Origin of the sequence: Kribbella speibonae, assembly GCF_004331375.1 — a bacterium.
GTDB classification, from domain to species: domain Bacteria; phylum Actinomycetota; class Actinomycetes; order Propionibacteriales; family Kribbellaceae; genus Kribbella; species Kribbella sindirgiensis.
Genome location: NZ_SJKC01000005.1, coordinates 334,406 through 346,422, shown reverse-complemented (window position 1 = coordinate 346,422; position 12,017 = coordinate 334,406). Strand labels below are relative to the sequence as shown.

Below are 12,017 nucleotides of genomic sequence, written 5' to 3'. Positions count from 1 at the left end.
ACCCCGCAACCGACTGCCAGGTGCGGGGACCCCTCAGGTGGGGTATGTCTGACGATGCCGGGCGCGCGCGGATCGGACAGGGGACGTCTGGTCAAGCCTCAACGCGCGCGCCCGTCCTTCGCTTCACCTTCAGGTAACTGCGCCAGATCAGTCGCTGCAGCAGCAGGGTGACCACCCCGGCGGCGGTCATCCCGGCGAGGTTGATGCCGAGCTGCGCTGCGGACCCGCCGATCTGATGTGGCGCCCACAGCGCGACGGACAGCGCCAGGTCGCCCGCGGCGGGAACCGTCGTGACCGAGATGAACACGCCGACCAGCGCGTTGCCGCGGCCGGCCGTCTGCGACAGCACCCCGGCACATCCCGCGAGTACGGCGACGACTGCCGACCACTTGTCCGGTCGCCAGATGAAACCGGTCAGCGGCCGCGCCGCCGTGACGTCGCTGACGTCCACCCAGCCGACCGCACGAGCCAGCAACGCCGCCACCGCCGTCAGCGCGATCGCCAGCGCGAACCCCTTCACGAGGAGCGCCAGCGACCTCCGGGTGAGACCGCCCTTGCGCAGGAAGAGGCCGACCGCGAGAGCGGCGACGACGCCGAACTCCGGGCCGACCACCATCGCGCCGACGACCAGGATCGCGGAGTCGGTGATCACGGCAACCGACGCGATCATCGTCGCCAGCGTCAGGAAGACGTAGTACACCCACGACCCGCCGGCCTCGTTGTACGCCTGGTCCACGACGGCGTCCCAGATGACCGCGTCGTCGGGTGCGCCGGGCGCCGCCTTCTCCGCGGCCTGGGCGTTCCGCGACGGGGCCGCGTCCACGGAGGCCAGCGCGACGGCGCCGTCGTCGTACAGGTCCTGCTTCTTGAGCCAGCTGAGGATGTCGGAGGTGGCCTCGCGGGTCACGTCGCACTCGATGACATCGCCTTCGGGACGGCGGGCAGCGCCGGGCAGCCGGACGATGCTGGTGACTCGAGGGTCGGCTACGAGCGTGTTCAGGACGCGCTCACTGCGGTCCGATGGGACGATGAGTCGAAGGTGCATCACGGCCCACATGCTGTCAGACAGACTCCGGGGAGCCTTCATGAGTGATTCCGCCGCAGTAGCGCAAACAAGTGAGCGTCCTGAGCTGAAGCGGGTCATGGGGCCCGGACTGCTCCTGCTGTTCGTCGTCGGGGACATCCTCGGCACCGGGGTGTACGCGCTCACCGGAAAGGTCGCCGGTGAGGTCGGCGGTGCGGTCTGGCTGCCGTTCCTGTGCGCGTTCGTGGTCGCCCTGCTGACCGCGACCAGTTACCTCGAGCTCGTCACGAAGTACCCGAAGGCCGGTGGCGCCGCGGTCTACACGCACAAGGCGTTCGGGATCCACTTCCTCACCTTCCTGCTCACGTTCGCGGTGATGTGCTCCGGCCTGACGTCGGCGTCGAGCGCGTCGAAGGCGTTCGCGGCGAACTTCTTCTCCGCCGCGCACATCGACCCCGACCGCGGCGCGCTGCTGATGATCACCGCGCTCGCCTTCATGACCCTGATCGCACTGGTGAACCTGCGCGGTGTCGGCGAGAGCGTGAAGGCGAACGTCGTGCTCACCTGCGTCGAGCTCAGCGGTCTGCTGATCGTGATCGGGATCGGCGCCTGGGCGCTGATCGGCGGCGACGGCGACACCTCGCGGCTGACCGACTTCCACACCCCCGAGGGCGATTCGGCCTTCGGCGCGGTGACGGCCGCGACCGCGCTGGCGTTCTTCGCGATGGTCGGGTTCGAGGACTCGGTGAACATGGCGGAGGAGACCAAGGACCCGGTGCGGATCTTCCCGAAGATCATGCTGATCGGGCTGTGCATCACCGGCGTCATCTACGTACTGGTCGCGATCTCGGCGGTCGCGCTGGTCTCGCCGGACGAGCTGAACAAGGGCGCGACGCCGCTGCTCAAGGTCGTCCAGGCCGGTGCGCCCGGGTTCCCGCTCGAGCTGTTCGCGTGGATCACGATGTTCGCGGTCGCGAACTCGGCGCTGATCAACATGCTGATGGCCAGCCGCCTGCTGTACGGCATGTCGCACGAGCAGGTGCTGCCCGGACCGCTCGGCCGCGTGCTGCGCAAGCGCCGTACGCCGTGGATCGCGATCCTGTTCACGACACTGCTCGCGTTCATCCTGATCGGGTACGCCGATCTCGCGGCGCTCGGCGGTACGACGGCGTTCCTGCTGCTGTGCGTGTTCGCGATCGTGAACGTCGCGGTGCTGGCGCTGCGGCGGGACCGGGTCGAGCACAAGCACTTCCACGCGCCGACCGTGCTGCCGGTGCTGGGCGTCGTCCTGTGCGTGTACCTCGCGAGCCCGTTGTCCGGGCGGGCGTCGGCGGACTACAAGATCGCCGGCTGGCTGATGCTCGTCGGGGTCGGGCTGTGGATCCTCACCTGGCTGCTGAACAAGTACGTGTTCAACCGGCACGCCGACTTCGACCCGTCGCACCTCGACCCGCAGGGTCCGGTGAACTGACCGGGAGCAGGGCGGCGAGCAGTACGGTCGCGAGGGCCGCGGCTCCGGTGCCGACGGCGATCCAGCCGAGCGCGGGGTACCCCGCGCCGGCGTCGATCGCGAGGCCACCGAGCCACGGCCCGGCCGTGATTCCGACGTTGAACGCGGAGAAGTTGGTCGCTGTCGCGAGCGTCGGCGCGTCCCCGGCCAGGCTGAACACGCGGGCGTTGAGGGCCGGGTTCGCGGCGAACCCGAAACCGCCGAGCAGCGCGATGACGGCGATCGCGACCACCGGGAGGCCCGCCGTCAGCGCAAGTGCGGCCGACAGGACGATCAGCCCGGAGATGCTGATGAACAACGTGTGGAACGGCAGCGCGTCGGCGAATCGGCCGCCGATGGTGATCCCGATGAAGGACCCGAGACCGTAGAGGGCGAGGACGGCGGGGACTGCTCCGGACGAGAGCCCGGCAGTTTGGGTCAGCAGCGGGGCCAGGTAGCTGAAGACGACCAGGATCGTGGCGGTGACCAGGGCTGTGGTGGCGAAGGCCAGCCACAGTCTCGTGCTGCGGAGAGCCTGGAACTCGTCTGCGAGCCGCGGTGTGCTTGCGGCGTCGGGCCGGTCGGGCGGCACGGTTGCGAGGACGCCGGCCATCGCGAGTACGCACATGCCGGCGACGGTCCAGAACGCCGACTGCCAGCCGAGGTGCTGCCCCAGGACGGTGCCGAGCGGGAGACCGACGATGGTCGCGATCGTGAGGCCGCCGGTGACGACGCTCATCGCCCGGCCGCGGCGATTCGCCGGTACGAGAACCACCACGGTCGCCGCGGCCACCGACCAGAACCCGGAGTACACGAACGCGGCGACGATCCGGGTGGCGAACAGTACGGCGTAGCTCGACGTCAGGGCCCCCGCGACATGGGCGAGCACGAAGATCGCCAAGAACGCGAGTGCCGCCGTGCGCCGGGACCAGGTGAGCGTGACGACCGTGAGGACCGGGGCGCCGACGAGCATGCCGACCGCGAACGCGGAGATCAGCAGCCCTGCCTGGGGGATCGAGACGTGCAGGTCGGTCGCGAGTTCCGGAAGCAGTCCGGCGAGCATCAGTTCGGACGTGCCCTGCGCGAAGATGCTCAGCCCGAGGACATAGACAGCTATCGGCATCGTTCCCCCTCACCTCGACGAGTGCCACTCCCAGTGTCTCAGGGATCACTGTCCGCTGTCGCCGCGCCTGTCACAGGCTGAGATTTGCGCCGATACGGCATCGTTGAGGTATGAGCTACCAGACTCCGGCCAAGCGCACCGGACGGGCTGTGGACACCGCCCGGATCGGCAGTGGGCTGAAGCTGCTCGTCGTGCTGGTGGGGCTGATGTGGCTCAGCGAGGTCATCGACACCGTGACGAACGGCGCGCTCGACCAGTACGGGATCATCTCCCGCGAGCCGCGCGGCCTGATCGGGATCCTGACCGCGCCGTTCCTGCACCTCGGGTTCGGTCACCTGGTCTCGAACACGCTGCCGCTGGTCACGCTCGGCGCCCTGATCGCGGTCAGCGGCGCGGCCCGGCTGTTCGCGGTGACCGCGATCGTGACGGTGATCGGCGGGTTCGGGACCTGGCTGATCTCACCGCCGAACACGATCACGATCGGCGCCAGCGGGCTCGTCTTCGGGTACGCGTCGTACCTGATCCTCCGCGGGCTGTTCAACCGCCGGCTCGGTCAGGTGCTGCTCGGGATCATCGTCGTGATGGTCTGGGGCAGCGCACTGTTCAGCGGGCTGCTTCCGCAGGACGGGATCTCCTGGCAGGGTCACCTGTTCGGCGGTATCGCCGGTGCGCTCGCTGCCTGGGTCCTGGCCGACGACAAGCAGCAACGCGTCAAATGAGCGTGGCGGGGTCAGTGTTCGCCCCGCAGACGACCACAACCACACGCTCGCCCGCGGCCGGCCGGTAGGCGCCGGACGCGAGGGCCGCCCAGGCGACTGCTCCGCCGTGCTCAGTTGCCAGGTGGTAGTCGCGCCAGAGCTGCTTGCGGGCGGCAACGATCGAGTCGTCGTCGACGAGCACGGACTGCACGTGATGGTCCTGGACCGCGCCGAAAGCGAGGGCGCCTAGTCGGCGTGCGCCCAGCGAGTCGGCTGCTACGCCGCCTACCGGGCCGTCTGTCGGTGCTCCGTCTTGGAGGGCCCGGTGCATGGTGGGTGCCTGTGACGGCTCGACGCCGACGACCTGCGCGTTGTCGCCGATAGCGGTCGCGATGCCGGCGATCAGGCCACCACCGCCGACCGCGACGAGGACCGTGTCGAACATGCCTGCCTGCTCCAGCAGTTCGAGCCCGACCGTGCCCTGCCCGGCGACGACCTCCGGCTGGTCGTAGGCGTGCACCAGCAACGCACCCGTCTCGTCCCGTGCCGCGAGCGCCGCCTGGTACGCCTCGGCGTACTCCGATCCGACCTGCACTATGTCCGCGTCGAGGGTGCGCAGCTTCCCGAGCTTGGCGGCCGGGGTCGTCTCCGGGACGAAGATCCGGGCCGGTACGCCGAGTTCGCGCGCCGCGTACGCCGCCGCCAGCCCGTGATTGCCACCGGACGCGGCGACGATGCCCTGACCGGTCAGCTCGCCGCTGTCCTTCGCCGCCAGCAACCGGTTGAACGCGCCGCGCGGCTTGAACGAGCCGGTGTGCTGCAGCAGTTCCAGCTTGAACGTGAGCCCCGGCGCCACCTCGATCACCGGTGTACGGCGTACCCGCCCGGCGATCCGTTCCGCGGCCTGCTGCACGTCGTCGAGGCTTACCGTCATGCTCCAACCCTGCCACGATGGGGAACAGCCGACAGATGGAGGCCAGGGTATGGGCAGGTACGAGGAGAGCTACCGGCGGAGCCTGGACGACCCGCACGGGTTCTGGCTCGAGGCGGCCGAGGCGATCTCCTGGACGAGACCGCCGACCCAGGCGCTGGACGGGACCGGTGCGCCGATCTTCCACTGGTTCCCCGACGGCGTGCTGAACACGTCGTACAACGCGCTCGACCGGCACGTCGAAGCAGGCGACGGCAGCCGCACGGCGCTGATCTACGACTCTCCGGTCACCGGAACGGGTCGCACATACACCTACGCCCAGCTCCGCGACGAGGTGGCGCAGTTCGCCGGGGCGCTGGCCTCCCTCGGTGTCGGCAAAGGTGACCGCGTCATCGTCTACATGCCGATGATCCCGGAAGCCGTCGTCGCCATGCTCGCGTGCGCCCGCCTCGGCGCGATCCACTCGGTCGTCTTCGGCGGCTTCGCCCCGCGTGAGCTCGCCGCCCGCATCGAGGACGCCGGCCCGAAGGTGATCGTCGCCGCGTCGTGCGGGATCGAGCCCGCCCGCGTGGTCGAGTACAAGCCGATCATCGACGAGGCGCTGGCGATCTCGTCGCACCAGCCTGAGCACACGATCGTGTTCCAGCGCGAGCAGGCCCGGGCTGAGCTGGGCGAGCGCGACCTCGACTGGACGGCGCTGACCGCGAAGGCGCAGCCGGCCGGGCCGGTGCAGGTCGCGGCGACCGATCCGCTCTACATCCTCTACACCTCCGGTACGACGGGGCGTCCGAAGGGCGTCGTCCGCGACAACGGCGGCCACGCGGTCGCTCTCGCCTGGACGATGCGCAACGTGTACGACATCAGACCAGGTGACGTGTGGTGGACGGCGTCCGATGTCGGCTGGGTCGTCGGCCACTCGTACATCGTCTACGCGCCGCTCCTGGCCGGCGCGACCACGGTCCTGTACGAGGGCAAGCCGGTCGGAACGCCGGACGCGGGCGCGTTCTGGCGGGTCATCTCCGAGCACGGCGTGAAGGCGCTGTTCACGGCGCCGACCGCGATCCGCGCGATCAAGAAGGTCGATCCCGAGGCGGCCGAGCTGGCGAAGTACCCGCTGGACACGTTCCGGACGCTGTTCCTGGCGGGCGAGCGGCTCGACCCGGAGACGTACCACTGGGCGCACGAGCATCTGGGTGTACCGGTGGTCGACCACTGGTGGCAGACCGAGACCGGCTGGCCGATCGCCGCGAACCCGCGCGGGCTCGAGCCGCTGCCCACCAAGCCGGGCTCGGCGACCGTGCCGATGCCGGGCTGGAACGTACAGATCCTCGACCCGAACGGCAAGGAACTGCTGCCGCACGAGGAGGGCGCGATCGCGATCAAGCTGCCGCTCCCGCCGGGCGCCCTGCCGACGCTGTGGGGCGACGACCAGCGCTACATCGACAGCTACCTCAAGGAGTACGACGGCTACTACCTGACCGGCGACGGCGGGTTCATCGACGACGACGGCTACATCTTCGTGATGGGCCGCACCGACGACGTCATCAACGTCGCCGGGCACCGCTTGTCGACGGGCTCGATCGAGGCGGTCGTCGCGGCGAACCCGGCCGTTGCGGAGTGTGCGGTGATCGGCGTGCACGACGCGCTCAAGGGGCAGTTGCCGCGGGCACTCGTCGTACTCAAGGCGGGCGCGACGGTGCAGGACGACGTACTGCGGGACGAGTTGGTGGCCGCCGTACGACGGGAGATCGGGCCGGTCGCCGCGTTCCGGGACGTGTCGGTGGTCGATGCGCTGCCGAAGACCCGCTCCGGGAAGATCCTGCGCCGGACGATGCGCGGGATCGCCGACGGCCGCGACGAACCGGTGCCGTCGACGATCGAGGACCCCGCCGTCCTGGACGCGCTACGTCCTGTCCTGCGCGGCGGCCAGGAAGGCTAGGACCGCCGGACTCGCGACCGACCGGAACTCGTGGAAATAGGCGTGCCGGGCGCCGGTGATGAGTTCGGCGCGTGCCCCCGGGATCCGGTCGGCGAGCAGCTGTGCGTTCGCGGCCGGACTGAAGATGTCGTCTGTGCCGTGCAGGATCAGTGTCGGCGCGGTGATGGTCGGCAGGCCGTCCCACGCGTCGTGCCTGTTGCTGGCGACCAGGTGCCGGCCTTTCGCGTACGACGGCATGGTCGGGTCACCGAGCACGTAGTACGGGCCGGGGTTCTCGGCGAGCCACGCCGGGCTGTACATCAGCTCGAGCAGCACGCGATCAGTGCGCGCCGGATCGGCCAGCGCCTTGCGGATCTCCTGGCTGCGCTCGTACCCGTGGGCCGCGCCGGGTGAGGTACAACCCAGGACCAGGGCATCGACCCGCTCGGGATAGTCGATCGCCAGCCACTGCGCGACTCGCCCGCCCATGGAAGTCTCGTAGACGTTCGCTGTGTCCAACCCGAGGTCGTCGAGGACGGCGACCACATCCTGTGCGAAGCCGCGAGTGGTGTAGACGTCGTCCGGCTTGTCGCTCTCGCCGGTTCCTCGCCAGTCCAGGGTGATGAGCCGTCGTCCCGCGAAGTCCGGCAGGATCGGATCCCACCACGTGTGGTTGTTGGACTGCCCGGCGAGCAGGACAAGTGGTTGCCCGGTGCCCCGAACCTGGTACGCGATCCTCGTCCCGTCAACGGTCGTTGCGTGCACAGAGATAGTCTGCGGGTATGCGAGTCGTGATTGCGGGTGGACACGGGCAGATCGCGTTGCGGCTGACGCGGTTGCTGAGCGCTGACGGGCATCAGGTGGTCGGAGTCGTGCGGAACCCGGACCACGAGGGCGACATCGCCGCGGCCGGCGGGCAGGCCGCCGTACTGGACCTCGAGCAGGCCGACTCCGGCGCCGTGGCCGAGGTACTGGCGGGCGCGGACGTGGCGATCTTCGCGGCCGGCGCCGGTCCGGGCAGCGGGAACGCGCGCAAGGATACGGTCGACCGCGGTGCGGCCGCGCTGTTCGCCGACGCCGCGGAACAGGCCGGCGTACGGCGGCACATCCAGGTCGGCTCGATGGGCGCGGACCTCGCCCCGTCGCTGACCGACGACGAGACGTTCACGATCTACCTCCGCGCCAAATGGGCCGCCGAGGAGGATCTCCGCGCCCGGGACCTGGACTGGACGGTGCTGCGGCCCGGCAGTCTCACCGACGACCCCGGGACCGGCACGGTGTACCTCGCCGCCAAGACCGGTCGCGGCCGGATCACCCGCGACGACGTCGCGCTGGTGCTGGCCGGCCTCTGTGACACCCCGGCCGCGATCGGCCGGACGCTCGAGCTGATCGGCGGGGACACCCCCGTCGCCGAGGCGCTCGAGAACCTCTGACCCCTATGGCGTTGCCACAAGCAACAGAATGTGACGGGACATGGCTGACACCCTCCGGCAGGTAACTTTCGAGCGGCTCGCGAACAGCAGCTACGAGGTGCGGAACGCCCGCGGCGGGAGCATCACGGTCGGCTCGGGCGGTGCGGACACCGACTTCACACCGGTCGAGCTGCTGCTGGCCGCGATCGGGACCTGCTCGGCGATCGACGTCGACATCGTGGTCAGCCGGCGGGCCGAGCCGACCGAGTTCAGCGCGGTGGTCCGCGGCGACAAGATCCGGGACGCCGAAGAAGGCAACCGGATGGAGAACCTGGCCGTCGAGTTCAGCATCAACTTCCCCGAGGGCGAGGACGGCGACAAGGCCCGCGAGGCCCTGCCGCGCGCCGTCAAGATGTCCCACGACCGCCTCTGCACGGTCAGCCGGACCGTCGAGCTCGGCACGCCGGTCACCACGACGGTCAACGACGCCTGAGCAGTTCGCGGAGGCGCTGCGCGTAGGCCTTCGGGTGGCTGAGGTTGCCGTTGTGGCCGCCCGGGAAGCTCTGTAGGTCCTGGCCGACGAGCTCGGCCAGGGCTTCGGCACACTGGTAGTCGAACACGGTGCGTGGCGTCGTCGTCCCCGCGGCCGGGATGATCCGCACGCCGGTTGCCGGCAGCGCGGCCAGGTCGAGATCGTCGAGATCGTCGTTCGCGGCGGCGAGGAAGTCGTGGCGGATGAAGTAGTCGAAGTTCGCGAGCCGGCTGGCGTCCATCGGGAAGTCGGTGCGGCCCGGTTCGCCATGCGACGGGTCGATGCCCAGTGAGCGTGCGATCGCCGGGATCGTGGCCCGAAGACCGTTGGCCAGGTACTGGTCGCGGAGTTCGGCGAGTTCGTCGCGGTGCAGCTTGGGCGTGGGCTCGGGGAGCAGCCACGGCGCGATCGGTTCGTGCGCGACGAGGGTGTGCAGTTGTGCCGGATGCTTCACGGTCAGATGCAGGCCGATGACCGCGCCGAGGCTGCAGCCGAGCATGGCCACCGGTTCGTCGGTGACGTGCGCCAGAAGTCGGTGTACGTCGTCCGCGTGGTCGGCGATCGTGGCGCCCGGCACGTCGAGCTTGCTCCGGGACAGGCCCCGGCGGTCGTAGGTGAGCACGGTGTAGTCGCCGACGAGATGCCGAACGAGGTCAGTACTGCGGTCGGCGTCGCCTTCACCGCTCTGCGAGATCAGCAGCAGCGGCCCGCGGCCTTCGAGCTGGTAGTGGAGTACTGCTCCGGGAACCTCGATCGTCGTCATGCCTCGGAGATTACATCTGATTCGATGTATCTAGCAAGATGTATCTGCCTTGATGTAGATTCTTCGGGATGAACGGTGTGGAGCTCTTCCTGCTCGGGCGGGCGCTGATGAAGATCGGCGAGGACGCGTTACCGGAACCGCCGGGCGGCGCGGCGAAGTACGCCGGCAGCGCGCGGATGGTGCTGATCGTCGCGAGTGACATCGCCGAACACCCGGAGAGCGCGGTGGGGGAGATCGCGGCCCGTACCGGCCTGCCGCAAAGCCAGGTGTCGACCGCGATCGCCCGGCTCAAGGAGGCCGGCTCGGTGATCACGACGACCGATCCCGCCGACCGTCGCCGTGCCCTCGCCAGCCAGGCGCCCGGTGTCTCGGACCGCCTGGCTCAGGTCCGCGCCACCAGCATCGAGCCGGCCCTCGCCGCGGCGCTCGGGACCGACGACTCCGCGCGCGTCGCGGAGATCGCGCACACCCTGCAGGAACTCGCCCGCGACCTGCGGCAGTCAGGGGAGTAGGAACTCGCTCGCCGGCCGAAGCCGGGTCTTCAGGACTTCCTGGGTACGGCTGCTGTCCAGCCGGATGTCCGACGGCGTACCGGGCGCGAACGGCAGCGCCTGTGGGTCGAGACCGTCGCGAACGGCGATCAGTCGGCCGAGGTCGAGTCGGCTCAGCGCTTCCGGGCCGGCCACATGGGTGATGCCGATGACGCTTGACACGAGCAACTCGAGCAGCGCCGTCGCGAGGTCGTTGACGTGGACCGGGCAGCGGATGTTGCGGGTGTAGAACACACCGGGTTCGCCGGCCGCGAGCCGACGTACGCGCCGTTCCTCCTCCGAGTGACCGTCCGATCCGATGATCAGCGAGGTCCGCGCGATGATCGCGTCCGGTGTGATGGCGCGGATCGCCGTCTCGGCTGCCGCCTTCGCCGCGCCGTACGCCGTGATCGGGCACGGTGACTCGTGCTCGGCGTACGGCGTTTCCCGGGGCCCGAACACCGCGTCGCTGGACACGAAGACGAGCCTCGCGCCGTCGGCCGCCAGCGCGACGTTGACGGCGCCTTCCGCGGTGGTCGCCCAGTCGTCCTGCTGGTAGGCAGTGTGGATGATCCCGTCCGGGCGGACGCTGCGGATCACGTCGCGGACGGCGTCGCGTCGCCGTACGTCGAGTTGCACCCCACCCGGCACGACGTGTGAGTGGTACGTCGGGACCACCTCGTGGGTGGCCGTGCGCAGGAGTTCACGCCCCAGGAGACCAGTGGCCCCAGTGACGAGCAACCTCACGCGACCAGCTTATGACGCTCCAACCGCCAGCCGGCAGTCCGCGTGGCGCGCTTCACTTCGGCGACCGTCCGCACCTTCCGCGGCGTCATCCAGGACTGCGACGGCTTGTGCAGCATCCACCCGTCCCCAATGGTCAGCGCCGCGTGCTGGACCAGCCGCGCCGCGTCACGCCAGACGAACACAGTGCCCGGTACGTCATCCTTGCCGCCGCGCTCGGTGTGGTTCTCCAACCATTCCTCGAACGGCTCGCGCACCATCCACACCGACTCCGCGCCGTCGACGCCACAGGCCGCCATCACGGTGCCGAAGCAGTTCGGCCCGCTGCCGTCCGGAAACGTGCCGGCCAGCTCGCGCACGCGGGGCAGCGCCTCGGGCCAGGTCCTGACCTCGGCATGCCGGCTCGGTCCTAGGTCCTCGCTCACGACGCCAGGCAGCACCCGCGCCGGCTCGCGCAGCAGCGACTTCCACCAGACGAACCGATGCCCGTCCGCCTGCTGCCGTACCTCCGGCCCGACGATCCGCGACCACTTCCGCACCGTGGGAACCGCCCCACGGTCGTAGCCGACCTGCGCCCGCACCAGCGCCGCCCGCGTCGCCTTCGGCAATGCGTCGTACTTCTCCTGGCTCAGCCAAGCGGTCCGGGCGGCCTTGGGATCAACGGCGTACGTCCGGTAGGTGTCGCGGTCCTCCCGGCTCGGCTCGCGATCGTCCGTCGTCAGCTTCCAGGCGGTCGCCTGCTTCCTCGTGACGAAGAACGGCTGCTCGTCCGGCGCGAGCCAGTCGACCCATCGCTCCAGCAGGTCAGACGTGACGTCGATCCCCAGCACCTTCAGCACCGGGCAACGTTCTC

At 69.7% G+C, this 12,017-nt stretch carries 13 protein-coding genes; 6 read left to right on the top strand and 7 right to left on the bottom strand.

Annotated features, from left to right (window positions below; all coding sequences use genetic code 11):
• Window positions 1-91 precede the first annotated feature (91 nt).
• Window positions 92-1,045, bottom strand: a complete 954-nt coding sequence (locus tag E0H92_RS32940) for a DUF389 domain-containing protein (protein WP_131499196.1) — start codon at window positions 1,043-1,045, stop codon at window positions 92-94.
• A 40-nt stretch (window positions 1,046-1,085) separates the two neighbouring features.
• Between E0H92_RS32940 and E0H92_RS32935 the strand changes: the two genes are divergently transcribed.
• Window positions 1,086-2,495 carry an APC family permease gene (locus tag E0H92_RS32935; protein ID WP_131499007.1) on the top strand — a complete coding sequence of 470 codons (1,410 nt, stop codon included), beginning with the start codon at window positions 1,086-1,088 and terminating at the stop codon, window positions 2,493-2,495.
• Here the strand turns inward: E0H92_RS32935 and E0H92_RS32930 are convergent.
• Window positions 2,437-3,636 (bottom strand): Cmx/CmrA family chloramphenicol efflux MFS transporter, encoded by a 1,200-nt coding sequence (locus tag E0H92_RS32930; RefSeq protein ID WP_131499006.1) that lies wholly within the window; start codon window positions 3,634-3,636, stop codon window positions 2,437-2,439. The two genes, E0H92_RS32935 and E0H92_RS32930, sit on opposite strands and share 59 nt — an antisense overlap.
• Window positions 3,637-3,746: 110 nt before the next feature.
• Here E0H92_RS32930 and E0H92_RS32925 point away from each other — a divergent pair, with 110 nt between their 5' ends.
• Window positions 3,747-4,355 carry a rhomboid family intramembrane serine protease gene (locus E0H92_RS32925; protein ID WP_131499005.1) on the top strand — a complete coding sequence of 203 codons (609 nt, stop codon included), beginning with the start codon at window positions 3,747-3,749 and terminating at the stop codon, window positions 4,353-4,355.
• On the opposite strand, the gene E0H92_RS32920 is transcribed toward E0H92_RS32925, so the two are convergent.
• Window positions 4,348-5,268 (bottom strand): threonine/serine dehydratase, encoded by a 921-nt coding sequence (locus E0H92_RS32920; RefSeq protein ID WP_131499004.1) that lies wholly within the window; start codon window positions 5,266-5,268, stop codon window positions 4,348-4,350. The two genes, E0H92_RS32925 and E0H92_RS32920, sit on opposite strands and share 8 nt — an antisense overlap.
• Window positions 5,269-5,317: 49 nt before the next feature.
• Between E0H92_RS32920 and E0H92_RS32915 the strand changes: the two genes are divergently transcribed.
• Entirely contained in the window at window positions 5,318-7,204 is a 1,887-nt protein-coding gene (locus E0H92_RS32915; RefSeq protein ID WP_131499003.1) for a propionyl-CoA synthetase, read from the top strand.
• Here E0H92_RS32915 and E0H92_RS32910 read toward each other — a convergent pair.
• A complete protein-coding gene (locus E0H92_RS32910; RefSeq protein ID WP_131499002.1) occupies window positions 7,169-7,948 on the bottom strand; it encodes an alpha/beta fold hydrolase in 780 nt (259 codons plus the stop codon). The two genes, E0H92_RS32915 and E0H92_RS32910, sit on opposite strands and share 36 nt — an antisense overlap.
• A gap of 17 nt (window positions 7,949-7,965) precedes the next feature.
• On the opposite strand from E0H92_RS32910, the gene E0H92_RS32905 reads away from it, so the two are divergent.
• Together E0H92_RS32905 and E0H92_RS32900 are read left to right on the top strand one after the other, a co-directional pair.
• Window positions 7,966-8,616 (top strand): SDR family oxidoreductase, encoded by a 651-nt coding sequence (locus E0H92_RS32905; protein WP_131499001.1) that lies wholly within the window; start codon window positions 7,966-7,968, stop codon window positions 8,614-8,616.
• Between the two features lie 40 nt (window positions 8,617-8,656).
• Complete coding sequence (locus E0H92_RS32900) at window positions 8,657-9,088, top strand: OsmC family protein (protein WP_131499000.1); 432 nt, start codon at window positions 8,657-8,659, stop codon at window positions 9,086-9,088.
• On the opposite strand, the gene E0H92_RS32895 is transcribed toward E0H92_RS32900, so the two are convergent.
• A complete protein-coding gene (locus E0H92_RS32895) occupies window positions 9,075-9,890 on the bottom strand; it encodes an alpha/beta fold hydrolase (RefSeq protein ID WP_131498999.1) in 816 nt (271 codons plus the stop codon). The genes E0H92_RS32900 and E0H92_RS32895 overlap by 14 nt on opposite strands.
• A 68-nt stretch (window positions 9,891-9,958) precedes the next feature.
• Here E0H92_RS32895 and E0H92_RS32890 point away from each other — a divergent pair, with 68 nt between their 5' ends.
• Window positions 9,959-10,402: a MarR family transcriptional regulator gene (locus tag E0H92_RS32890; protein WP_131498998.1), complete on the top strand. Its 444-nt coding sequence runs from the start codon at window positions 9,959-9,961 to the stop codon at window positions 10,400-10,402.
• Here the strand turns inward: E0H92_RS32890 and E0H92_RS32885 are convergent.
• The gene (locus E0H92_RS32885; RefSeq protein ID WP_131498997.1) at window positions 10,391-11,167 is read right to left on the bottom strand and encodes an SDR family oxidoreductase; all 777 of its coding nucleotides are present in this window, start codon (window positions 11,165-11,167) and stop codon (window positions 10,391-10,393) included. The genes E0H92_RS32890 and E0H92_RS32885 overlap by 12 nt on opposite strands.
• Window positions 11,164-12,003 (bottom strand): hypothetical protein, encoded by an 840-nt coding sequence (locus E0H92_RS32880; RefSeq protein WP_238173703.1) that lies wholly within the window; start codon window positions 12,001-12,003, stop codon window positions 11,164-11,166. Before E0H92_RS32880 ends, E0H92_RS32885 begins: the two co-directional genes overlap by 4 nt.
• Window positions 12,004-12,017: the final 14 nt, after the last annotated feature.

Excerpts from the sequence above, each read along its gene's own strand:
- E0H92_RS32890 (WP_131498998.1), top strand. The coding sequence starts at position 9,959 with ATGAACGGTGTGGAGCTCTTCCTGCTCGGGCGGGCGCTGATGAAGATC.
- E0H92_RS32900 (WP_131499000.1), top strand. The coding sequence starts at position 8,657 with ATGGCTGACACCCTCCGGCAGGTAACTTTCGAGCGGCTCGCGAACAGC.
- E0H92_RS32930 (WP_131499006.1), bottom strand. The coding sequence starts at position 3,636 with ATGCCGATAGCTGTCTATGTCCTCGGGCTGAGCATCTTCGCGCAGGGC.
- E0H92_RS32925 (WP_131499005.1), top strand. The coding sequence starts at position 3,747 with ATGAGCTACCAGACTCCGGCCAAGCGCACCGGACGGGCTGTGGACACC.
- E0H92_RS32935 (WP_131499007.1), top strand. The coding sequence starts at position 1,086 with ATGAGTGATTCCGCCGCAGTAGCGCAAACAAGTGAGCGTCCTGAGCTG.
- E0H92_RS32920 (WP_131499004.1), bottom strand. The coding sequence starts at position 5,268 with ATGACGGTAAGCCTCGACGACGTGCAGCAGGCCGCGGAACGGATCGCC.
- E0H92_RS32895 (WP_131498999.1), bottom strand. The coding sequence starts at position 9,890 with ATGACGACGATCGAGGTTCCCGGAGCAGTACTCCACTACCAGCTCGAA.
- E0H92_RS32915 (WP_131499003.1), top strand. The coding sequence starts at position 5,318 with ATGGGCAGGTACGAGGAGAGCTACCGGCGGAGCCTGGACGACCCGCAC.
- E0H92_RS32905 (WP_131499001.1), top strand. The coding sequence starts at position 7,966 with ATGCGAGTCGTGATTGCGGGTGGACACGGGCAGATCGCGTTGCGGCTG.
- E0H92_RS32940 (WP_131499196.1), bottom strand. The coding sequence starts at position 1,045 with ATGCACCTTCGACTCATCGTCCCATCGGACCGCAGTGAGCGCGTCCTG.